18 protein-coding genes are annotated in these 22,659 nt (G+C 56.6%); 6 read left to right on the plus strand and 12 right to left on the minus strand.

What is annotated here, in order from left to right:
• The 6 genes from ureC to CX651_RS10640 all read right to left on the minus strand — a co-directional run bounded on the left by ureC (nt 1) and on the right by CX651_RS10640 (nt 6,297).
• Entirely contained in the window at nt 1-1,704 is a 1,704-nt protein-coding gene (ureC, locus tag CX651_RS10615; protein ID WP_101055977.1) for an urease subunit alpha, read from the minus strand.
• Nucleotides 1,701-2,021, minus strand: coding sequence for an urease subunit beta (locus CX651_RS10620; RefSeq protein WP_101055978.1), 321 nt, complete (start codon nt 2,019-2,021; stop codon nt 1,701-1,703). Before CX651_RS10620 ends, ureC begins: the two co-directional genes overlap by 4 nt.
• A 13-nt stretch (nt 2,022-2,034) precedes the next feature.
• A complete protein-coding gene (gene ureA, locus CX651_RS10625; RefSeq protein ID WP_039033550.1) occupies nt 2,035-2,337 on the minus strand; it encodes an urease subunit gamma in 303 nt (100 codons plus the stop codon).
• A gap of 15 nt (nt 2,338-2,352) precedes the next feature.
• A complete protein-coding gene (locus CX651_RS10630) occupies nt 2,353-3,198 on the minus strand; it encodes an urease accessory protein UreD (protein ID WP_224865829.1) in 846 nt (281 codons plus the stop codon).
• Nucleotides 3,199-3,413: 215 nt separating this feature from the next.
• Nucleotides 3,414-4,316 (minus strand): helix-turn-helix transcriptional regulator, encoded by a 903-nt coding sequence (locus CX651_RS10635; RefSeq protein WP_101055980.1) that lies wholly within the window; start codon nt 4,314-4,316, stop codon nt 3,414-3,416.
• An 88-nt stretch (nt 4,317-4,404) separates the two neighbouring features.
• Entirely contained in the window at nt 4,405-6,297 is a 1,893-nt protein-coding gene (locus CX651_RS10640; protein ID WP_101055981.1) for an alkaline phosphatase D family protein, read from the minus strand.
• A 225-nt stretch (nt 6,298-6,522) separates the two neighbouring features.
• Here CX651_RS10640 and CX651_RS10645 point away from each other — a divergent pair, with 225 nt between their 5' ends.
• Both CX651_RS10645 and CX651_RS10650 read left to right on the plus strand, forming a co-directional pair.
• Entirely contained in the window at nt 6,523-7,815 is a 1,293-nt protein-coding gene (locus CX651_RS10645; protein ID WP_373296801.1) for an ATP-binding protein, read from the plus strand.
• Nucleotides 7,812-8,342 carry a response regulator transcription factor gene (locus CX651_RS10650; protein WP_039033548.1) on the plus strand — a complete coding sequence of 177 codons (531 nt, stop codon included), beginning with the start codon at nt 7,812-7,814 and terminating at the stop codon, nt 8,340-8,342. The genes CX651_RS10645 and CX651_RS10650 overlap by 4 nt, the downstream gene beginning before the upstream one ends.
• Before the next feature lie 118 nt (nt 8,343-8,460).
• Here the strand turns inward: CX651_RS10650 and CX651_RS10655 are convergent, their stop codons facing one another.
• Both CX651_RS10655 and CX651_RS10660 read right to left on the minus strand, forming a co-directional pair.
• The gene (locus tag CX651_RS10655; protein ID WP_071476785.1) at nt 8,461-10,506 is read right to left on the minus strand and encodes a TonB-dependent receptor; all 2,046 of its coding nucleotides are present in this window, start codon (nt 10,504-10,506) and stop codon (nt 8,461-8,463) included.
• Nucleotides 10,507-10,613: 107 nt separating this feature from the next.
• Nucleotides 10,614-11,231: a response regulator transcription factor gene (locus CX651_RS10660; RefSeq protein WP_226685048.1), complete on the minus strand. Its 618-nt coding sequence runs from the start codon at nt 11,229-11,231 to the stop codon at nt 10,614-10,616.
• Nucleotides 11,232-11,466: 235 nt separating this feature from the next.
• On the opposite strand from CX651_RS10660, the gene CX651_RS10665 reads away from it, so the two are divergent.
• Entirely contained in the window at nt 11,467-13,233 is a 1,767-nt protein-coding gene (locus CX651_RS10665; protein ID WP_101055993.1) for a sensor histidine kinase, read from the plus strand.
• A 31-nt stretch (nt 13,234-13,264) separates the two neighbouring features.
• Here CX651_RS10665 and CX651_RS10670 read toward each other — a convergent pair whose 3' ends face one another.
• From CX651_RS10670 to CX651_RS10685, 4 genes are all read right to left on the minus strand, one after another.
• The gene (locus tag CX651_RS10670) at nt 13,265-14,407 is read right to left on the minus strand and encodes a putative sulfate/molybdate transporter (protein WP_101055982.1); all 1,143 of its coding nucleotides are present in this window, start codon (nt 14,405-14,407) and stop codon (nt 13,265-13,267) included.
• Between the two features lie 276 nt (nt 14,408-14,683).
• Nucleotides 14,684-16,084 carry a tetrathionate reductase family octaheme c-type cytochrome gene (locus tag CX651_RS10675; protein ID WP_101055983.1) on the minus strand — a complete coding sequence of 467 codons (1,401 nt, stop codon included), beginning with the start codon at nt 16,082-16,084 and terminating at the stop codon, nt 14,684-14,686.
• A gap of 12 nt (nt 16,085-16,096) precedes the next feature.
• A complete protein-coding gene (locus CX651_RS10680) occupies nt 16,097-17,824 on the minus strand; it encodes a DUF3373 domain-containing protein (protein WP_071476790.1) in 1,728 nt (575 codons plus the stop codon).
• Between the two features lie 120 nt (nt 17,825-17,944).
• Nucleotides 17,945-18,271 carry a c-type cytochrome gene (locus tag CX651_RS10685; protein ID WP_025010197.1) on the minus strand — a complete coding sequence of 109 codons (327 nt, stop codon included), beginning with the start codon at nt 18,269-18,271 and terminating at the stop codon, nt 17,945-17,947.
• Between the two features lie 554 nt (nt 18,272-18,825).
• Here CX651_RS10685 and phsA point away from each other — a divergent pair.
• Genes phsA through nrfD form a run of 3 tightly spaced genes read left to right on the plus strand, consistent with a single transcriptional unit; the run spans nt 18,826 to nt 22,631 of the window.
• The gene (gene phsA / locus CX651_RS10690) at nt 18,826-21,105 is read left to right on the plus strand and encodes a thiosulfate reductase PhsA (RefSeq protein ID WP_101055984.1); all 2,280 of its coding nucleotides are present in this window, start codon (nt 18,826-18,828) and stop codon (nt 21,103-21,105) included.
• Nucleotides 21,106-21,117: 12 nt separating this feature from the next.
• Nucleotides 21,118-21,690 (plus strand): 4Fe-4S dicluster domain-containing protein, encoded by a 573-nt coding sequence (locus tag CX651_RS10695; protein ID WP_101055985.1) that lies wholly within the window; start codon nt 21,118-21,120, stop codon nt 21,688-21,690.
• Entirely contained in the window at nt 21,687-22,631 is a 945-nt protein-coding gene (gene nrfD, locus CX651_RS10700) for an NrfD/PsrC family molybdoenzyme membrane anchor subunit (protein WP_101055986.1), read from the plus strand. The genes CX651_RS10695 and nrfD overlap by 4 nt, the downstream gene beginning before the upstream one ends.
• The last annotated feature ends 28 nt before the right edge of the window (nt 22,632-22,659 follow it).

The following is a 22,659-nucleotide window of genomic DNA, read 5'->3' on the forward strand; positions in this document are numbered from 1 at the left end:
TCAAAACAGGAAGTAGCGCTGGGTCATGGGCAACTCAGTGGCCGGTTCACACACCAGCGGCATACCATCGGCCTTGACTTCATAGGTTTGGGAGTCCAGTTGGATCTCCGGGGTATAGTCGTTATGCAGCATCTGTTTTTTACTTATGTTGCGACAGCCCCTCACTTCACCTATGCGACTCTTGAGCCCCAACTTACCTGGGATATCCGCTGCGATGGCCGCTTTGGACAGAAACAGCATGGAGCTGCTGTGCAGCGCCTGGCCAAAACAGGCATACATGGGGCGATAGTGCACGGGTTGCGGAGTGGGGATGGCCGCATTGATGTCGCCCATAGGGGCGTAAGCGGTCAGGCCACACTTGAGCACCAGTGCGGGTTTAACCCCGAAAAATGCCGGATCCCAGAGCACGATATCGGCCAGTTTGCCCGGCTCTATCGAACCCACCTCATGGGCTATGCCATGGGCGATCGCCGGGTTGATGGTGTACTTGGCCAGATAGCGCTTAATGCGTTGGTTATCGTTGTGCTCCGTGTCTCCCGTCAGAGGCCCGCGCTGCAGCTTCATCTTGTGGGCACATTGCCAGGTACGCATTATCACTTCCCCGACCCGGCCCATGGCCTGGGAGTCGGAGGACATCACTGAGATGGCTCCGAGATCATGCAGTATGTCCTCGGCGGCTATGGTCTCACGACGAATGCGCGACTCGGCAAAGGCCACATCTTCGGCAATGGCCGGATCCAGGTGATGACAGACCATCAGCATATCCAAGTGCTCATCCACAGTGTTGACTGTGTAAGGCATGGTGGGATTGGTGGAGGCCGGCAGAATATTGGCTTCTCCTACTGACTTGATCACATCCGGGGCATGGCCGCCACCGGCGCCTTCGGTGTGAAACACATGAATGACCCGGCCGTCGATCGCCTTGATGGTTTCTTCATAGAAGCCGGCTTCGTTGAGTGTGTCCGAGTGAATGGCTACCTGCACATCCATCTCATCGGCCACCTGCAGGCAATGATCTATGGCGGCTGGCGTAGCCCCCCAGTCCTCGTGGATCTTGAAACCCATGGCACCGGCCGCTATCTGTTCCCGCAGTGCTTCCTTATTGCTGACATTGCCCTTGGCGAACAGGCCTATGTTGATTGGCAGTGAGTCCACGGCTTCCAGCATCCGGTGCATGTTCCAGATCCCCGGAGTGACTGTGGTGGCGTTACTGCCGGCCACAGGCCCTGTGCCGCCACCGATAAAAGTGGTGACGCCACTGACCAGACCTTCTTCGGCCTGTTGTGGGCAGATAAAGTGGATATGGGTATCCACCCCTCCGGCGGTGACCAGCTTACCTTCACCGGCCACCACTTCGGTTGCCGGGCCAACTACTATGTTGACACCATCCTGCACATCTGGGTTACCGGCCTTGCCTATGGCCTGAATGCGGCCGTCTTTAATGCCTATGTCTGCCTTGACTATGCCCCAGTAATCCAAGATCAGGGCGTTGGTGATCACCAAGTCGACACAGTCGGCCGCCAGTGCCTGGCTCTGGCCCATGCCATCGCGGATCACCTTGCCGCCACCAAACTTGACCTCTTCGCCGTAACGGCAGTAATCCTGCTCTACTTCGAGGAAGAGCTCAGTGTCGGCCAGCCGTACCCGGTCGCCCTTAGTTGGGCCATACATGTCGGCGTAGGCCCGTCGTGATAACTTGCTCATTTTGCCTCCAGTGCGCCCATAATGGCACCGCGAAAACCATAGATGGCCCGGCGACCGCCAAAGGGCACCAGCTCCACGGTTCTTTGCTGGCCGGGCTCGAAACGGATTGCCATGCCGGCCGGAATATTTAGCCTTAACCCCTTGGTTTGCTCGCGCTCGAACGCCAGTTGGGGGTTGACCTCGTAAAAGTGGAAATGCGAGCCGACCTGAATTGGCCTGTCACCCAGATTAGCCACCGAAATTTTCAACTTGGGCAGGTCAGTGTTGATTTCAATGTCGCCCAGTGCCTCATTGAGGCGGTATTCGCCCGGGATCATCCGCTGCCTCCAATCAGATTATCGGTTCGTGGATCGACACCAACTTGGTGCCGTCGGGGAAGGTGCATTCCACCTGAATGTCGCTGATCATCTCGGGGACGCCTTCCATCACATCCTCGGCACTGAGTATGGTGCGGCCGTAGTTCATCAATTCGGCTACTGTCTTGCCGTCACGGGCCCGCTCCATGATTTCACAGGAGATCAGGGCTACCGCTTCCGGGTAGTTCAGCTTCAGGCCTCGGGCCCGGCGACGTTCGGCCACCAGCCCGGCGGTGAACAACAACAGTTTGTCTTTTTCTCTTGGGGTCAATTCCATCTTCTGGTCTCGCTATCAGGTCGCCCAAATCCTTGGCGGCTGCGGCAGACGTCCGTGCCAGTGTTGGTGGATCTGTTGCCAGACGGCAATCAAGGCCGTCATCAGCACTTCGGTTTGGTGTCCCAGCAAACGGATACAAAGAATGCCGTCTACCAGGGTGGCACCGTATTCAAAATCGCTTGTGTCTGCGGCGAAGGCAGTCAATGCCTGGCGTACCAACGCCAGTAACTGCGCATCGGCGGGGAAAACGTAGCAGTTGCCCTGCATGGGATAGGTTTGTAATCCTGCCAACTGCTCAGGGTTGCCGGCCTGCTGCACAAACAGGCCTTCAGACAGGCGCAGCTCGCCATCCAGATAAATTTGACTGCGGCCGCGGATATCGCCATGGCTGAAGCGCTCCTTGAGCACAGGGCGACCGAAGCAGAGCATCTCCCAGCCGATGAAGCGTGCACCTGTGACCAGCTCTATGCGGGTTTCCAGGCGGGCACAGGCGCCGGGGAAAAACAGGGTTTCCTGGGGCAGCCATTCCAGCAGGGCGCCATCGGCCACTTGCAGTTGCAGTTGCTGAGCCGCGTATTGGCCGCCGCTGCGGTAAAACTTACCGGCGCCCGGAGTGGTTACCAGACTGTGGGCACCGCTGTCGGCGGCGATAATGATCTGCAGCTGGTCGCCGCCGACTACACCGCCCGGTGGATGTAACAGATAGGTGTGGCAGACTCCGGCTTCGGCCTGAAACGGGCGTTGCACCAGCAAGGGACCAAACTGTTCCCTTTGCAGCAGCCGGGTTTGCCCCCGTCTGGGGCCATAGCGCAGATAGAGTCGGGCACGCCAGTTGGCATGCGTTACAGGAATTACAGACACACTTACCCCTGCCCTGGAATTGTCAAAAGGCATTTAGTTGTTTGAAAGTTGGACTCGATTTCGATCAGTTCGGCGTCGACCACGCCCTGGATGCACCGCAGAAAACTACGCGGTAGGGCGAAGAGAGAAAGGTCGACGGACGCCTGAGATCATAGGGGCAGTCAAGCATGGCGACAAGAGTCGCTAAAGCGAATTCATTTCGTTATCTGCTCATTTTATTTCGCAGTTGTTGTTTCCGGAGTTTTCGCCAGCACCAGCGATGGGCGTCTGTGTCCAGGTGAGCCGCTATCCTTGAGGGCAAACAGTGCCAGAATGTCGTTGCCGCTGCGGGAATGGCTGCGAAACTGCAGCGGTGTCATTCCCTGATGCTGCTTGAACTTGTCGCAAAAATAGGCCGGGCTGTGAAACCCGGACAGCTTGCAGACCCGACTGACCGGGAAGTCGGTGAAGGTCAGATAGTTGAGAGCTACCCCCATGCGCACTTCCAGCAATAATTTACTGAAACTGTAGCCTTCCTGTTGCAGATGACGCCTGAGCGTGGCCGGGCTGGTATACAGACGGGCGGCGACTTGTTCCAGGGTCCATTTATGGCCGGGATCTGTCATGATCAGGCGTGCCAGCGCCCTTTCCCTGGGTTCGTCATATTTGACTCTGAGGGTATTGAACAGATCGACTCCGGCGGCCAGTATCGCCTTGAGGATAAAGTACTGACATTGGCGCAGCAGGCAGGGAGCTTGAGGTGTTTGGCTCACCAGTTCATGGGTGAGCCGCAGCAGTTCAAAGTTGTCCCTGGCAGCATCCGGCGTATTCAGGGCGTAGCGGCGATTGTGGCCATCTATCTGACACTGGCCCGGCAGATAGTCGACGGCCAACTCTGCCAGCAAAGCTTCATCCAGCGTCAGCGTTTGCACCGTCAGCGGTTGCTGCGCCGCTTCTATATGACAGGAGATATGGGCAAAACGGGGAATGATCAGCAGAGTATCCTGGTTTACGTTCAGTCGTTCACCATTGATACTGACCCAGCCACGACCCGAGTACAGACGCACCAAAAGCACGCTATCTATATAAAATTCGCGCAGTTCTAGATGTCTGGATGAGTCTATATGTCGGTATTGCATCGTGAGTCTGAGCCGGGATGAATGCCTGCATTATAACCTGAGCCGGCTTGTCACCAAGCCGGGCAGATCAAAATCCGCTCCCCGGGATTCAGTCGCGACTGTCTTTGGGGGCTTGAAACTCGGTCAGGCTCATATCGGCGTGCAGTACGGCTATCCGCTTGGGGGCGCCGTTTTCTGCCAGTTCCAGAAGGCCGATACCGCTTTGGTTGACCAGGCGCTTGCTGGGGGCTCCATTGGGGCGGCGGCCGCGGATCGACATGCGTTTGCGTTTGGTCAGCAGATTGAGCGGCGAGAAATGCCCATAGAGCCAACCGTTGAGCTTATCAAACACAGGCAGCAGCTTTTCCGGGAACTGATTTTTGATGCCGCTGGCGGTGATCTGGTAGATGTTGGGACTGGCACGGCGAAAGCGGATCCCTATGTCATAGGCAAAGGAGTAATGCACATCGCCGGAGAGGATCACAAACTCCTGCGGGGTACGTCTGTGCATGAAGATCGACAGCAGGGCGTTGGCGGCGCCGGGGTGTGCCATCCAGTTTTCGGCGTCCACCAGCAGCGAAGCACCTATGAGAGTGGCCGTGCGCTGCACAGCCTCAATCAGCTTGACCCCGAAAATCGGCGCCGCCGACACTATGATGACCTTATCCTGCCCCAGCAGCGCCTGTTGTAGATCCATCAGCGCCTCCCAGTCCATCAGTCCGGAAGGCTTGGCCAGGTTGGATTCGCTGCGCCAGCGGCGGGTACGGGTATCCAGTACTACCATTCTGGGGTGAGTATCCAGGGTGTAGTGCCAGTTCTCACACTTGAGCAGCTTGTCTATCAGGGCATCCTGGCGCTCGCTGTCGGCCAGATAGAGGCCGCTCAGATCTTCGAAAAAGTCGGTAAACCTCTTGGGTTGATTGCCGAGAGCTTGAAACAGGGTGTACCCCAGCAAGGCATTGCCTATGATGCGCTTGGAGAAGGCGTGACCATAGGCGGCCTCTTCCCAGCGGGCCGTGAGGTTCCAGTCGTCGGTGATGTCATGATCATCGAAGATCATATAAGTAGGCAGATGCGCCAGCAGGCGCCTAACCTTGCCAAGACCCGCCTTGAACTCCAATAGATGTTGCCACTGGGTCTGCCACTCCTGTGCCCGTTTGCCGGTCAGCCCGGGTAACTGCTGCGGTAGTTCCAGTTGCTGCCACAGTTCCGGTGACCAGATTAAAAGATACAGGGCCGTGACTTCGGCGAAGCTCAGCAGATGGTTTTCAGCCATCGAAGAGGTGAATATGGGGTGATTGATATACCAGCGCCAAAGTGCTGTCTTGGCCGGATACTGGGTACGGGGCAAGAGCTGTTTTGGCCTTTGGTAGAGGGAGTCAGGGCCATAATCTATCTGCGCCGAGTCTTTGAGTGGGGCGTCACTAAAGCTTTCCTGCTTTAGTCCCAGCAGCTCGATTACCTGGGCAATGGCCACCAGGGTGGGGCCGGCCACGTCATCGACATAGAGCTGATCGCCGCTCAGCATCAGTAGCGCCGGGCGCTCGGCAGGGGCATTGTTCTGCTCCAGCAGAGTATCGGCCGCCACCAGTGCATCACCGCTGTGATGGTGCGGGTTGCGACAGGAGCCGTGCAGCAAACGATCCAGCCTGGGCTGCAGCACCAGTTCGGGGGAGGATTTGTCCGGATAACACAGACCTTCGATATCGGCGAACAGCGACTGACCATCGGCATCTTCCAAGCTATAACCCACGGCTTGCCCTTGGGGCAGTAATCCGGGAACCTCCAGGTGCAGCAGATACTGCCAGGCATGTTCGCCCAGTTGCACTCGGTGCACTTGTTCTTCATTCAGCGGCAAGGGCGCCGACTTGTGACTCAACTTAAGCGTCAATTGCGGGCTCAACGGTTTGCTGCTGACCCACCAGAGGGTGAAATGGTCCCGGTCGCAGTGACGCAATATCGGGCCGGCCAGGATCAGCGGCAAGGAAGAGGAAGTGGTCATCGGCGGGTTCTGCAGCCTCTCAGGAATGAAAAAGGGTGAATCCACAGGGTAAACAAGTGCTTTGGCTTTGAAAAGCCCCTAAAATGTGAAGCCTTGTTAATGATGTAAAGCGGCCGTGCCGAGGCGTCGACGGCAGACATTGACATTCCAGAGCCTCGCAATGCCATAGCCAACTTGGTATACCTGCCGATTCAATGCCTTTGCAGGTTTTCGGATGATAAACGGATGAAAAGTACCCCGATGGGAATGACTGGCTTATTTGGCCGAACCGGTGGCCTGGCGGCGGCCGATCAACTGGCGTTGCTGCGGGTTTTGGGTTTGCTGCTGCAATTGGGGTTGACCCTGCTCGGCAGTGACGCCTTTGGCCTGACGCTGCAACCTGAACCCTTGTGGTGGGTGTTCGGGCTGGAAAGTGCCTACCTGGCCTTGACCCTGTGGTTGCGTCATCCTCTTTATCGTCAGAGTGCCGGTATCTTTATCGCCCTGTTGCTGGACACCCTGTTCTGGATCTCCTGGCTGTGGTTTTCCGGTGGTGCTACCAATGCCTTTATTTCGCTGCTGCTGGTGCCGATTGCGCTGGCGGCGGTCACCTTGCCCGCCTGGGGCAGTTGGAGCCTGGCTGCGTTGTCGACCCTGGCCTATAGCCTGATGATCTTAAGCTTGCCGGAAGGCCATATCCGTCATCAGGGGATGGATATGAGTTCACACTTCCTGGGGATGTGGCTCAACTTTGTGGTGTCGGCACTGGTGTTGACCACCAGTGTCGCCCTGATAAGCCGTCGTCTGCGACGCCAGGATACCGAGCTCGGTTGGCTGAGGGAAAATCAGCTGCGGCAGGAACAGCTGCTGGCGTTGGGCACAGCTTCGGCGCAGATGGCACACCAGTTGGCAACGCCACTGGCGAGCCTGAGATTACTGCTGGATGAAGCCATGGAAGAGGGTTTGGATGCCGAAGCGCAGGTGCAAATGGATCAGGCGTTGTCCCGCTGTGAAGTCACACTCAATGAATTGCGCCGCGCCACTGAATCGATTCGTGAGCGTCGCCGCCAGGCCGTGACATTGGCGGCACTGGGGCAAAATATGCGCCAGCAACTCATGCTGTTGATGCCCGAGGTGGATTTCAGTCTCACCCTGCCTGCTGGCCTGACTGAACGTGAAATTATCACAGATGCCAGTCTATTGCCGGCGCTGCTGGCGCTGGTGGATAACGCTGCCAAGGCTAGCCTTAACAATATAGGCGAGCCCAAGGTTGAAATTGGCTTCGATTCGCTCGGTGACACTCGGCTTGAAATTAACATCAAGGATTATGGCCGCGGCATAGAGGCCCATCTCTTGGGTGAGCTTGGACTGATGCCAGTGGCGAGCCGCACAGGTATGGGGGTTGCCGTGCTCTTGAGTCACGCCAGTCTGGAGAAGCTGGGGGGCGAGCTGGTGTTGCACAACGGCCCACAGGGCTGTGAAGCGCGTATCAGTCTGCCCTTATTGCCGGTTTCTGCCATTAAAGGAGATGCGGCATGAAGCGGCTATTGATAGTCGAAGATGACTTGGCGCTGGCGGCCATTTTGACACGGCGTATGCAGCGGCATGATTTTGAGTGCTGCCATGCCGAAGATGCCAGCCAAGCACTGCTCAGCGCCCGCAGCTGGCAGCCGAGCCATGTGCTGCTGGATATGAAATTGGCGCAAAGCAACGGCCTTAGCCTGATAGTACCGCTGCGAGCCAGCCTGCCCAAGGCCTGTATTGTGTTGCTCACCGGCTTTGCCAGCATAGCCACTGCGGTGGAGGCGGTGAAACTGGGGGCCGATAACTACCTGGCCAAGCCGGCCGACACCCGGACACTGCTGGCGGCACTCAAAGTCGAGCCTAAACCCCATACGGCTTCATCCTTGCCTGATGAAACCCCGCTGCACCCCAAGCGCTTGGAGTGGGAATATATTCAGCAGGTACTCAATGCCAATAAGGGCAATGTCTCGGCCACCGCCCGCCAGTTGGGAATGCATCGCCGCACCCTGCAACGTAAGCTGGCCAAGAAGCCTGTTGCTTAAAAAAATCCCGGCCTTCCGAGACGAGAAAAGGCCGGGGCAGGTTCAATTGCAGTGGAAATCTCAACGGCTTGCGGGAGCACGGTGAGGATGAACCCTTAAGCGGGCAACCGTGGCGCCCTTAAAAACGGTACTCGCCCATGACCCAGGCGTTGAGACCGGGTTGTGGTAAGCGCTCGCCGACGGCGATATCACCGCCCATTACCCGGTTATAACCGGCGAGATGATCGACATATTCTCTATCCAGCAGGTTATCGACTCCGGCCTTGAGCATAAAGCTGTCACCGCGGTAACCGGCCGCCAGATTCACCAAGCCATAGCCTGCAGTTTCCTGCTCCAGCTGAGTGGCCGAGACCTTATCCTGGGCGGCAACCGCTACTGTCTCCAGGCGGGCAAACCAGCTGCCCTGATCCCAGTTGAGTCCCAGAGTCAGGTTGGGCGGGGCGATACGGTAAAGCTTGTCTTCCACGTCGCGGCGCTCACCATAGGTATAGGCCGCTTGCAGATCCAGGCTCCACTGTTCATGCAACTGCCAGTGGGCGTTGATATCCATGCCGTAGAGCAGGGCGTCGGTATTGCTGAACACCAAGGTGTTGGCATCGCCGGCGGCGATAACGGCAGGATCATCCGTGGGCAGGCCTTGAATATAGTTGTCTATCCTTTGGACAAACACCCTTGGGGTCAGGTTGAAATCCTGGCGGTGTAAATCCAGCCCCAGCTCCAGTTGCCAGGCGGTTTCCAGATCCAGGTCCATCTGGCCCACATAGGTGCGGCCATCGGCCAGCCCGCCGGTGGACTGCATCGGCACCCAGAGATAGCGCTGTTGATAGCTGGCACTGGCCTGTTTTCGTGCCAGACCGATTATGGCATCCAGCTCATTGTCGATTTCGAAGCGGCCGTTGATCACCAAGTCCAGCCCGGTATCGTTTTGGCTGCGATCGGCCTGATTGAATCTGTCCATCAGGGTCTTGATTGCCGGTTTCATCGCCGCCATAGAGTGACTCACGGCATCGGCATCAAACCTGTAGTGTTTCACCCGGCTGCCCAGTTGCCAGCTCCAGCGGCCAAAATCCTGTTGCCATTGGGCGTAGAGGCTATAAACACTGTCGTTGATACCGTTGAAGTTATCCACCCGGAACTTGCTGTTGCTGGGGTCTGTCACCACAGTATCGTGTTCGGCATGGCGCCAATCAAAGCCAAATTCCCAGCTGTCTTTCGCCATTTGCCAATGGCCGTCGAAACTCTTGGAGTCGGCTATGGTGTAGCGCGGTGCCATGGTAGGCATTTTCATCCGTAGGCTGAAGTTGTCCATGCCGTGACGGGCATCGCTGTAGCCCAGATGCCAGCGCATCTGCCAATCGGCCAGCAGGTGCTCACCACTGAGTTTGAATCTGTCAGTGCGGATATAGTCGATATCCATCGGCAGCGCCGGGGTGGCGGCATCTGTGGTTTCCAGATGCTGGAACGAGAAGGCTATCGACTCATCATCGGCGTTGCTGTCGGCCAGGTTGAATCTGTATTCACCGCCGAACACCTGCTTGTCGTAGACCCCTGGCAGTAATCTGTGGTTATCGCCGCTCTCGGGCACATCATTGCCCTTGAACAAGTCGCCATACAGCATGAGTGCCTGACGCTCGCCGCCGAAGTTGCTCTTGACGCCGATGCGACTCTGCTCGCCATTATGCTGGTATTGGCCGCTGACCAGGCCGCTGACTTCATCGAAACGGGCCTGGGACTCCACTACCCGGATACTGCCACCCAAGGTATCGACGCCGCTGGCGACTGGGGCTATGCCGCGATCCAGTTCGAGTTGCTCTGTGATTACAGGCACGGCATAACTCAAGGGAGTATCCATGGCGTTGGGACCGGCGCCGGCCATGCTCATGCCGCCGACCTGGGTTTCGACTCTATCGCCAAAGAGGCCTCGGTACTGGGCTATGCCGGTTAGTGGGCCGTTACTGTTGACGTTGGCGCCGGGCAGTGACTTGAGCAGACCACTGATATCGGCCTTGGGCGCGGTGGCTTCAGGCGAGGTCTGCAGCACGCTGCTCTGTACGCTGCCGCGCACCACCAGCACTTCCATGGGAGAATCACTGGCCTTGGCGGCAGTGCCCAGACCGATTATAGGCAGTAAAGCCAGAGCGAGAGGAGAAGGTGAAAAGCGCATATCTTATTGATTTTGGTTGTTTTGGGTGACCCATTCTGGGTCTTGTGCGCGGGCGGGGCAAAGCTAAACAACCAAAGTGCGACAAGCTGTCGCACCCGGGATGGGAGTCAAACCAAGGGAGTGAACTTGATCAGTTCGGCAATACTGTGGACGCCAAGCTTTTTCATGATCTTGGCCCTATGTACCTCTATGGTTCGCAGCGACAGATAGAGAGCTTCGGACATCTGTTTATTGGTCATTCCCTGCACCAGAAGTTGCAATACCTGCTGCTCGCGCTCGGTCAGGGTGGCGTATTTCTGCTGCAGTTGTTGCTGTTCATGGGTCTTGAGGCTGTAGTCGAAGGCTTTTTCGATAGCGGCGGCCAGCGCCTTGCCGGCCACGGGTTTCTGGAAAAAGTCGCAGGCTCCCTGACGAAAGGCGTCAACGGCCATTGGCAGATCGCCATGGCCGGTAAGAAAGATGATCCCCAAGGGACTGTTGGCCTCCAGTAGTCTCTGTTGTACCTGCTGGCCTGTGAGTTCAGGCATGCGGCTGTCGAGGATCACGCAGCCTGGCGCCTCCAACTCAGCGTCCTGGAGAAATGCCTGGCCGCTGTCAAAGGCTTGCAGCTGATAACCGAATTGGCTCAGCATAAAGCCGAGTGAATCCCGGACGGCGGCATCGTCGTCCACCAAATAAAGCGCTACGTCAGTCACATACTTGCCTCTCTCAGGTGAATAAGCCAATCCTAATCTTTGTCGTGGTGAGGCTCAAACTCGGTTGTTGGCTTTTAGAGCCAGATCACTGAGGTGTTGGCCGACATTTGCCCTCCATCAAGTTATTTTTTTGCTGTCTGTATTAGCTTATCTTCATGGATAAAAGGGAGTGGGAATGGCCAGAATATTAATCTTGATACTGTTGTTGGGGGCCGGGTGTGCTTCGGCTTCGGCGCAACTGTATGAACCGGCGACCGATGCCGAAATGGGTGACGAGCCCATAGAGGCCGTGTTTCGGGTCGGAGTGCTGGCCAATCATGGTGTGGCTCAAGCCAAAGAGAGATGGCGCCCCATGATGCAATATCTCAGCCAAGAACTTCCAGGAAATCGCTTCGAGGTCGAACCGCTGACTTTTGAGCAAATGAGCCAGCAATTGCTGGAGCACAGGATCCACTTTATCGTGACCAACCCAGGGCAATACCTTAGCCTCAGCAGCAAGCTGCCCCTGTCATGGCTGGCTACCATGCGTAGTCGCAAGCATTTGGGAACTACCTTTGCTATCAGCTCGGCTATCATAGTGCGGGCCGACAGCCCGGTGCGCAATATTGAGGAGCTGCGTGGTGCTACTGTGGTGGCCAGCGATCCTCAGGCGCTGGGGGGATATCAGGCGACAGTAGGCTTGCTCAACAAGCGTGGCTTTGCTGCCAAGCGTTTTTTCGGCGAAGTGCGTTTTTTGGGGTTTCCGCTGGAGCCTCTGGTTTACCAGGTGCGTGACCGCACTGTCGATGCCGCCATTACTCCCTTCTGTACCCTTGAGGAGATGGTGGAAACCGGCTTGGTGCAACGTCAGGACTATCGGGTAATCAACGGCGTCAAGCCCGAGGGGTATGACTGCGAGACCAGCAGTGCCCTCTATCCCAACTGGTCATTTGCCGCCTCTGATCTGGTGCCCAGTCATATCACCCAAGCGGTGACCCGGGCGCTGTTCGACTTGCCTTCCGACTCTGAAGCGGCGATCAAGGCCGACACCATGGGCTGGACAGCTCCTATCAGTCAGCTCAAGGTGATCAAACTATATGAGGAGCTGGATCTTCACGGCGGCCCACCTCCTCTGTATGAAGCCGCCATCGACTGGGTACGCAAGAACAAGGAGTGGGGCGGAGCGCTGCTGTTACTGTTCCTGATCTCCACTCTCTACCACCTGTGGCTGGAATATAAGTTTCGCCAGAAGAGTGAATTCCTGTTGGCAACAGAGCGACAACTGCGGGACAAAGAGTTGCAACTGGAACGAATGCAAAGTGCCGCTATTCTGGGCGAAATTGGTGCCGGGCTGGCGCATGAGCTCAATCAGCCGATTGCCGCTATTACCCAATACAGTGAAGGCGCCATGATGGTGCTGGAGCAGCGCGCTGCCGAGGGCTGTGGCGAGCGCGCCGATGCCATGCGTGAGGTGCTGACCAAGATCAATAATCAGTCTATCCGCGCAGGGGCCGTGGTGCATCGTATTCGCGGTTTGCTGCGTCGGCGCCGGGCCGAATCTGAGCCAGTGGTGATAGAGTCACTGCTCAGGGATGCACTGGCGCTGTTTCAGCGGCCGATGGAGCAGCAGGGCGTCGAGCTCAAAATAAGTCGCCGCGGGTCGGAGCGGCCGTTGCTGGGGGATGCTGTAGGGCTGAGTCAGATGCTGGTTAACCTGCTGAAAAATGCTATGGATGCCCTGGATGAAGTTTCGGGTAAACGGGAGATCCAGCTCAAACTCGACTATCAGGCCGCGCCCCCCGCAGCCGGGACCAAGGGAGACTGGCTGCTGCTGGAACTCTTGGATACAGGCATAGGCCTCAGCGCCTCGGCGGCGGAGTTGATGCTGTCTTTTGCTACCACCAAGGAGGATGGCTTGGGGCTGGGATTGGCTATCTGCCGCGACGTGGTGACTCAGCATAATGGTCATCTGGAGCTGGAAAACCGCCGCGAGTGCCGCGGTTGCCGGGTGCGGGTGTGGCTGCCTATGGGGGCACCATCCCGGAATGAATGATTATCCTTGACTCAAGTCGCTGGTGTCGGCTTTATCGCAGTGCCCCAAGGGTTTGCCACTGACGGCGGCCGAACTCCAATACCACGCCTACAGCCAAACCGGCGGCGGCATTGACGGCCAGGCTCACCACAGCGGTCGCCAGGATAACAAAGATACAGAAAGGCTTGCCGTCCAAGAGGCGTTTGGACCAGGCCAACTGCAAGCCGGCGGTGGACAGCAGACTACCGAGAATAGCCAGCGGAATAAGGCTCAGCAGCCAGGCCACGTTTTCCCCCCAGGAGAGGGCTATCAGCAGGCAACTGCCGCCGAAGATTAGCGGCGCCCACAGGCGGCGGGCACCGAAATGGTATTGCACCGCCAACCCTCCGGCACCGTGGCACATGGCCGAAGCACCGAAGGGACTCAGCAGCAGATTGGCCAGGCCAGAGCTGGTGGCAAAGGCCTTGGGGCTGAAACGCTTGCTGTCTTCGGGGAACTTCTCTTTGGCCATTACTGAGGTGGCGATAACGGCATTGGTCAAAGTCAACGCCAGTTGCGGCAGCACCAACAGGGTTGCCGCGGCTCCCCAGTCATTTAACTCGGGCCAGCTCAAGTGCCAAGGCGTGTTGTTGAACACAAAGCTGCTGTCGCTGCCGCCTTGCTGGTATTGCCATAGCATGCCGAGGGCAATCACCAAGGGCATGGCCAGATAGCGCAGCGGGATAAAGCGGGCAAAGAAAATCAGTGCGAAGGCGCCGAATCCCAGCACAGGCTCGTCGGCCATCATCTTGAAGCCCATCCACAACAGTTGCAGCCCTATGGCCAGTTGGATGCCGACACTGATAGCCTGGGATATTTGCCGCGACAGCCAACTGATGGCGCCGGAAGCCGCCAGTACCAGCAGTATTACTCCCATCAGCATGGCGCTGGCTTGCATCATGCCGGGTGTCAGCCCCTGGGCGATGACCAGGGCGGCAATCACTTTCATGGGTTGCACGGGAATGGGGCGGCGATAAAACAGGGCTGTGGCCAGGGCAAAGAGACCGAAACCGAGAAAAATGCCTTGGGGAGAAAACTGATTCAGAGCTATCAACCCAAGCACCAGAGGGAGAAAGGTTCCCAGATCGGCAAAGGCGCCGCTAAGCTCACCCAGGGAGCGGTTTAATGAGGAAAAAGTCTTGCCGTTTGTTGTCATTGCACTTGCCACAGAAAAGGATGCCCAGACAACGCAAGAAAAATGCCATTTTTTGTAGGGAGTTGTATCATCAATGACCCGAATTTACCGTCATAGTCTAATTCAGTGTAGTGCCGCTTGGACACTTTGGCCCGATTCTGGGTCTAAATGTCTTTTTTGGGGATAAGTGGCATCTCGTTTGGAGAGTACCAGATGAGAGAGTGGCAGATGAGAGTGACCGGCTCCCGGGAGGCAGGGAGATGCGGGAGCCGGTCTTCAGGGCTTGCCTGAATCGGATCAGCGGGCGTGGCGAGCGCCGCCTTTGTGTTTCATGGGGTCGCCCTCATAGCCCAGCGCCTGCCAGTCGAGGCGGTCACCGCCGTTGTGGCAGTCGGCGCACTTGAGCGCTTCACTCTTGGGCGAGACCATGTGGTTGATACGCCACCACATTTCAGTTTGAGCAAAGCCGTACTGACCGCTGTAGCTGATGCCCTTGGCCTGCATGGGCTCGCTGGCGGCCATCCCTAAGCGAATCGCCTTATCCCAGTCAAACTCAGACCAGAAACCGCCCTTGCCATAGGTCTTGGGATTGAGCAGTACCTTATTGACCTTGTCGTACACCTGCTTGCCTGTGTGTACCTTGAAGGGGTAGATCTTCGCCTTGGGATCCTGAATGTCACCCAGGGGGAAGGTCAGACGGGTGACCTGCTCGGGATCCATCTTGTCACCGGCCATATAGGCATCGGCGCGGCCGTTGTACCAGGCGTAGCTGGGCTTGACCATCTTGCCCCAAACGAAGCTGCCCTTTTTCTTGGCGTAGCTGTGACGACCATATTGATCCAGGCTCTCTTCCCTGTCTTCACCGGCAGTTGACCAGTCCCAGTGCAGCTTGGTGGGCTCATGGCGGGCAAAGAAGGGAATGTGGCAGGTCTGACAGGCCACGGTCGCTGCGTGCTTGTTCAGCTGTTTGTTGCTGTGTGGTGCACTGTCGTGGCAATTGTCACAGCCGATATGATCTTCACCGCCGGGGGACACACCCATGGCGTTACCGCTGATCATATGCTTTTGGGTGGTGTGGCAGTCCTGACACTGGAAGTCGTTGCCGTCGCTGTCCATATGTACATCCGTGGCCTTGTCCGGGTAGGCCATGGAGGAGTCGAGATCGCCATGCTTGACCGCATCTCCGCCGCCACCATAGAAGTGGCAGCTGCCGCAGTTATCCCGCACCGGCTTGCCGACATTCTGGGCGACCCGCAGCAAATCTACTGTCTTGAATACCTCACCGGCTGCAACGGGATCTTTAACATAAGTACCCGTGGTGTCATGGCACACCAGGCAGTCCACTTTGGTCTTGTCCTTGAAGTCGAAGTTGTTGTCTTTCCAGCCGTAACCGGCATGGCAGCCGGTACAGCGCGGCTCGTTACCGGCAATGGAAACACAGAAGTTGTTGATGGAGTTTTTCTTGCCCCGTTTGACTGTGCGTCCGGGCAGTTTCTGCTCCAGTTCCCAGGTCCAGTGGGATGACAGCATAAAGTCATCGGCATCCTTTTCATGGCACTCAAGGCAGGCCTGGGTGACTTCCGAGCCTGTGTTGAAGGGACCCTTGAGTACCTCTTTGTGGGGGCCGCCGGCCTGGGCCTGGCTCAGGAGGCCGAGCCAGAGTGCCGTGGCTATAAATGGCAGATAAAATGTTTTCATCTGTGTTCCTCCCTAGAAATTCACTGTCAGTGAGGCGTTGATATCCAGCGCCGTATCCACCACGGGCAATAGCGAATAGGCGCTGCCGTCCAGTACATCATCCACCTTCACAGGTGCACCCACGGGCGTGCCCGAGCCAGTGTATTCATAGTCGTAGTAGAGCCCCGCCAGCTTGATAAACATCCTGGGGTTGATATCGAAGATGTAGTAGGCCTCGGCCACATGGCCGCGGGTGGCCAGCTTGCTGCCGACCGGGTCGTCCTGGGCCTGAGTGAAGGGCGTCCAGTACTTGGAACCATAGTTGTACTCCAGACCGAACTTGCCGTAAGGCGCCGGGATCTGCATGCCGATATAGATGCCGTAACCATCGTGGGAGGCATCGGACTCGGCGCTGGATGGCACCATCAGCAGTTCATCGCCACTGCTGTTGAGCTCTGCCTGAAACACGGCGTCGGTCAACATGCCGCCGAACATGCCGGCGTTGCCGTTGCTTTCAGCGCGGGTCCAACCGAAGGAGGCAAACAGCTTGAGATCGTCATCGGACTCATAGGCATAGCCCAGGCCGCCCAGATACATGTCGCCTATGACCCCGCTGGGTTGCACCCGGGTAACAAAGTTGAAGTTGTCGAATTTCTGCAGATCGCTGTATAGAGTGGGGGCGAAAATTCCGGCCAACTCGTTGGGGAAGGCCATGGTGCCCTTGAAGCCGTCGTTGATATCCCGCGCGGCAAACAGGGTCAACTGCAGGAAGTGGTTACCGTCGTTGATCACATCAATGTTGAAACCGCCCAGATGGGTGTCCTTGCTGACGGTATCGCCATAAAGCTCGCCATTGCCCCATTGGGACTCAAAGCCCTGACCGTAACAGAAACGCACCACCTGGCCTTCTATCCCGGTGAGCTCTCCAAGCTTGTAGCCCAGAGTGGCACCGTCAAAGTTGAAGTTGACCAGGTGTCCGGAAGGGGTGCCGCCACGTTTTTCATTTTCCCGGTAGTGGCTCGGTGGGCCATAGGTGGAGGGACGACGGCCGACAGACAGATAAAACTCGCTGCCGCCGATGTTTTTCCAGTCAAAGTAGGCGCGCTCGACCCGCAGCCAGTCGCCGCTGGGGTTGCCTGAGTTGGTGCCGTCCATGGTGAAAGAGCGCCAGGAATCAAACACCTGCACACCGGTGGAATCGCCCCAGTCCTTGAACATGGTCAGGCGTCCGGCAAAGCTGACGTTGTCCCACACCTTAGCCTTGAGATCGAGCCGTAGCCGAGTGGTGTAGAAGATGTCATTGTCTATGTCGCCACTGCGATAAGGCGCCAGCACATAGGGCATAACGCCCTGCAGTTGCCCCTGGGCAAAGGCGTTGGCCAGCTCAGGGTTGGCAGCCATCATCTTGCCAAGGGGCGAGGAGGGATCCATGGGGTTGCCCAGTTCGCCGGCCATGGCTTTGGCGCCGAAGTCGTTGAAGTCCATCTTGATCGCCGGATGCCAGGTGACATTGCCATAGTGCAGCGAGTGGGCTCGGGTACGAAAGTCGCCGCTGATCTCCAGTCGATCGAGCGCCGTGTGCCGCTCTGTCTTGTCCACCCGGCTGTTGAGTATATCCAGCTCTTCGGTGATCTCCTGCAGTTGCTGTTTAAGCTCGCGGATCTTGGTGCTGTCATCCAGTTCCCCGGCCTGAAGCTGGGGGCTGCCCAGCAGAGCCAAACCCAGTGCCTGGGCCACCGCCAGTGCGATAAGAGTACGCATAGTTGATTCTCCTGACCGGCCTTGCCGGTCATTTTCAGGCAGCAAGCGGCCCTGGGGTAACCCCATACTTGGCTTGCAAGCCGTAAATTTAGTTAAGTGATTGGCGCCTATGCGCTCGGATCAACCGCAGGTCTGGGGTTGATCCGAGTCGGCGGCATGGTCGTACAGGAACTGTTGAATATCCTTGAGTTCCTGCTCAGTTAAAGGCTGAAACGCCTCGGGTTTGGCTTTGTGTTTGTCTCTGGCGAAGAATCTGTCCCATTGGCTCATGGTCTTGCTCATGGGAGTCAGTTCGCCGCCTATGCCAGCTTTGCTGTGACACTCTTTACAGACTTTTTTGTACAAGTGTTTGCCTTTCTTGGGGTTGCCGCCGTCCGCTGCGGTGGCGCCTGTGGCCAATGCACAGGCTAAAAGCAGAAGGCCGAGTTTGCTGCTGGTGTTCATCATCTATTCCTCTGGGGTGACCGCCCGCTCCGTTAATGGGCTGTTATTTTATGTGTCCTTGCGGTTGTCAATTTAGCAATCCTGAGGTTTATCAGCTTTGAAGTAGATCACCTTCATGAAAATAATCTAATTGATAAAAATATCATTGAAATAAATCTAATTGACTTACCGTTTTTGTATTTATTTATTTAATTTTATTGTGTTTTTATTTTTTCCTCAGAAATCATCACTGTTGTTTTGGTTGATTTTATGAGCGTGATCGGCTTAACAATTGTGAATATTTGTTATCTCTAAAGTGGTTTTTGTTAATCAGTTTGGTGTTTGTGGTGGCTTTTTTTTAACGGCTAGAGGCTGGATTACCCTCACACTTTCATGTCCTTTCCGGCATCTTTGCGGGGCATGGATCACACTCACTCCCCCTATGTGGTTTACCACAATACCCACAGGAATTTAATGGGTAAACAATGAGCTCAAGCCGCTGTAGTCAAGCGGAATCCCATTCAAACAATAACCTGTGTGAGCGACCTTTCCCCGAGGGGAGAGGATGGAGGTAAACCATGATAGAGCTTGATAGGCGCACCTTTCTGAAAGGGGCTGGAGCCGGAGGGGCAACCTGTGCCCTGGCCGGAGTTCTGCCCGGTTCGCTGGCGGCTTTGGGGCGCAGCCCTCTGACCGGCAGTGCCACTGAAGTTGCCAGTATGTGTGAGATGTGTTCGACCCGTTGCCCGATTTCGGCGCGGATAATCGACGGCAAAAACGTCTTTATTTCTGGCAATAAAGAAGCCAAATCATTCGGCGGTAAGGTCTGTGCCCGTGGCGGCGCCGGCCTTAGTTTATTGTACGATCCACAAAGGATTGTCAAACCACTCAAGCGCGTCGGTGAGCGCGGCGAAGGCAAGTGGGCTGAAATAAGTTGGCAGGAAGCCTATCAAACCATCGCCAGTAAGCTGAATCAAATCAAGGCCGAGCATGGCCCTGAAGCCGTGGCGTTTTCCTCCAAGTCAGGTTCGCTATCCGGACACCTGTTCTATTTGGGGCAGGCTTACGGCAGCCCCAACTCCTTTACCCACAACACCACTTGCCCGGGCGGTTATGTGGTCGCCGCCAAGGCGATGTTCGGCACCAAGGTGAAGCGGGATCTCTCCAACTCCAAGTACATCATCAACTTCGGTCATAACCTCTATGAGGGGATCAATATGTCCGAAACCCGGGGAATGATGAAGGCCCAGGCCGACAAAGGCGCCAAGTTGGTGGTGTTTGAACCCAGATTCTCTGTGGTGGCCGATAAGGCCGATGAGTGGTATGCCATTCGTCCCGGTTCGGATGTGGCCGTGGCCCTGGCGCTGTGCCATGTGCTGATTGCCGACAACCTTTATGACAAGGCCTTTATTGAGCGCTATGTTGTGGGTTTTGAAGAGTTTGCCGCTGAGGTTAAGGCCTACACCCCCGAATGGGCTGAGAAAATTTCCGACGTACCTGCCGCAGATATCCGCCGTATTGCTCACGAGTATGCCGCCGCGGCGCCCCATGCCGTGGTCGACTTTGGCCACAGATCTACCTTCACTCCGGAAGAATTCGATATGCGCCGGGCACTGTATGCCGCCAACGTACTGATCGGTAACCTGGAGCGTAAGGGTGGTCTCTACATGGGTAAGAAGGCCGGTGGTTACAACAAGTTTGCCGGTGAGACCGTGGCTCCTGAGCTGGGTAAGCCGGGCGTTAAACTGCCCAAGCCGCAAGCCAAACGTATCGACCAGATGGATGAGCAGTTTGCCATGGCCTGGTCCGGTGGTGGTATCTATCAGTCAATCATAGATGCAACCCTGGAAGCCAAGCCTTACCAACTGCGGGCCTGGGTTATGAGCCGTACCAACCCTATGCAGACCATGACTGACCGCGCCAAGGTGGTTGAGAGCCTGAAGAAGATGGAGTTTGTGGTTTCCTGTGATGTTTACATCAGTGAAACCGCCGCCTGGGCCGACATCATACTGCCTGAGTGTACTTATCTGGAGCGGGATGAAGAGGTGGCCGACAAGTCCGGCAAGAACCCGGCCTACTACCTGCGTCAGCAAGTGGTGGATGTGATTGGCGATGCCAAGCCTTCCTGGCAAATTTTCTGTGAACTGGGCATAGAGATGGGCCTGGAGCAGTACTATCCCTGGGAAAACATGGAAACCCTGCAATTCCTGCAGGTGAATAAAGACGCCCAGCTGCTACAGCACATCAAGGACAAGGGCTTTGTCAGCTACGGCAAACCGCTGATGCTGCGCGAACCCAAGATGGTGGCCGACTTTGTCGCCGCCTACCCCAACGCCAGAGCCATGGATGAAGATGGTACCTACGGCAGCGCGCTTAAGTTCAAGACCCCCAGCGGCAAGATTGAACTGACCTCCGCCAAGGTGGAAGGCATGGCGCCTGGACGCGGCACTATCGCTTATCGCGAAGTGACCCTGAAACAGCCGGATGAGCTCTACTTTATTCAGGGCAAGGTGGCGGTGCATACCAATGGCGCAACTCACAATGTGCCTATGCTGGCCAACCTGATGTCCGACAACGCCGTCTGGATCCACCCTGACACCGCCGCCAAGCATGGCATTGAGAATGGGGATGCCATTCGTCTCACGTCCAGTGTCGGCAGTGAAGAGGGCCACGCGCTGGTGACCAAGGGTATACGTCCCGACACTGTATTCGCCTACATGGGCTTTGGTTCCAAGAACAAGGAGCTGGCACGGGCGACCGGCAAGGGTGTGCATTGCGGCAACCTGCTGCCCAACGTGACTGCACCTGTGTGCGGTATGAACGTACACACCACAGGTGTGAAGCTGGAAAAGGCATAAGGGGAGGCGAAGATGACTAAAAGATATGTGATGGTGCACGACGAGAATAAGTGCATCGGCTGTCAGGCCTGTAACGTCGCCTGCCGCAGCGAAAACGGTGTACCTGAGAGCGTAACTCGCCTGCAGGTAAGGGTAGAAGGTCCATTCGGGGATGCGCCGCATCTGCACTTCAAGTATCACAGGGTTTCCTGTCAGCAGTGTGAAGATGCCCCTTGCGTTAAGGTCTGTCCTACCGGAGCGGCCTATGTGGGCGAGGACGGCATTATTTCCATCAAGGCAGATAAATGCGTTGGCTGTATGTACTGTGTGGCGGCCTGCCCCTACAAAGTGCGCTTTATGAACCCGGAAACCAAGGTAGCCGACAAGTGCAACTTCTGTAAGGACACCCGACTGGCGCGCGGCGAACAACCCGCCTGTGTGACCGTATGTCCTACCGATGCCCTGGTGTTCGGTGATGCCAATGAGGTCGGCAGCGAGGTGGCGACTCTGCTTAACACTCGCGTGACTTATCAGGACAAGACCCATCTGGGTACCAAGCCCAGAATCTACCGTATTCCTGTCAAGAGAGGGGGGATCCAATCATGAACAATACTTGGGGCGATATGACACAATACGACCCTGTAACCTGGAACTGGGTCATTGCGGTTTACCTCTTCTTGGCTGGGTTATCGGCAGGCAGTCTGCTGATTGGTATCGGGCTGCGTTGGGTGCAAAACAAGACAGAGGGTGACAGCGGTCTTCTCAAGGCGGCAGCCTTGATAGCGCCAGTGGCTATTTGTCTGGGGATGCTGTGTCTGGTGTTTGACCTGACCAAGCCGTTCCACTTCTGGCTGATCCTGATCAACTACAACCTGACATCTGTGATGTCCATCGGGGTGTTGGCGCTGCTGGCCTATATTCCGCTGACCTTTGCCTATGCGCTGGTCGTGCTGAAAGATGATCTCGGTAACTGGGGCCTGGGCTTTCTTAAAGGGATTGCAGAATCACTGACTGGCCTTCGCAAGACTATGGAAGTACTGCTGTTTGTGCTGGCGATTGTCGTGGGTGCTTACACAGGCTTCCTGATCTCCGCCATGAACGCTTACCCCATGCTGAACACTGCCGTATTACCGGCGCTGTTCCTGGTATCCGGCTTGTCGGCCGGTGCGGCCGCCAATGCGGTAGTGGCGCTGCTGCTGTTCAAGACAGACAAGCACTGCCCACAGCTGGGACGGATGCACGGTTTGGAATTGCCCATAATGGCGGCAGAAATCCTGTTCCTGTTCATGCTGTTCTGCGCGCTCTATTTCAAGGGCGGTGCAGCGGCGGCAGCGCTGGCATCACTGACAAGTGGCGTCTGGGCCAGCGTGTTCTGGATTGGGGTTGTGGGTATCGGCTTTGGTATCCCGCTGCTTTCAATGTTGTTGCTGCCTGCGAGTACCCGTCACACCAAGGGCGCTATGTTGGCGGTAGCCTGCTGTAGTCTGACCGGGGTGCTGGCACTTAGACACTTTATTCTCTATGCAGGTCAGAGCTATCTTGGTTAACAAGTACTTCTGAACCTGTTTGAGCCTC

This window comes from Shewanella chilikensis, assembly GCF_002836945.1.
Lineage (GTDB): Bacteria > Pseudomonadota > Gammaproteobacteria > Enterobacterales > Shewanellaceae > Shewanella > Shewanella chilikensis.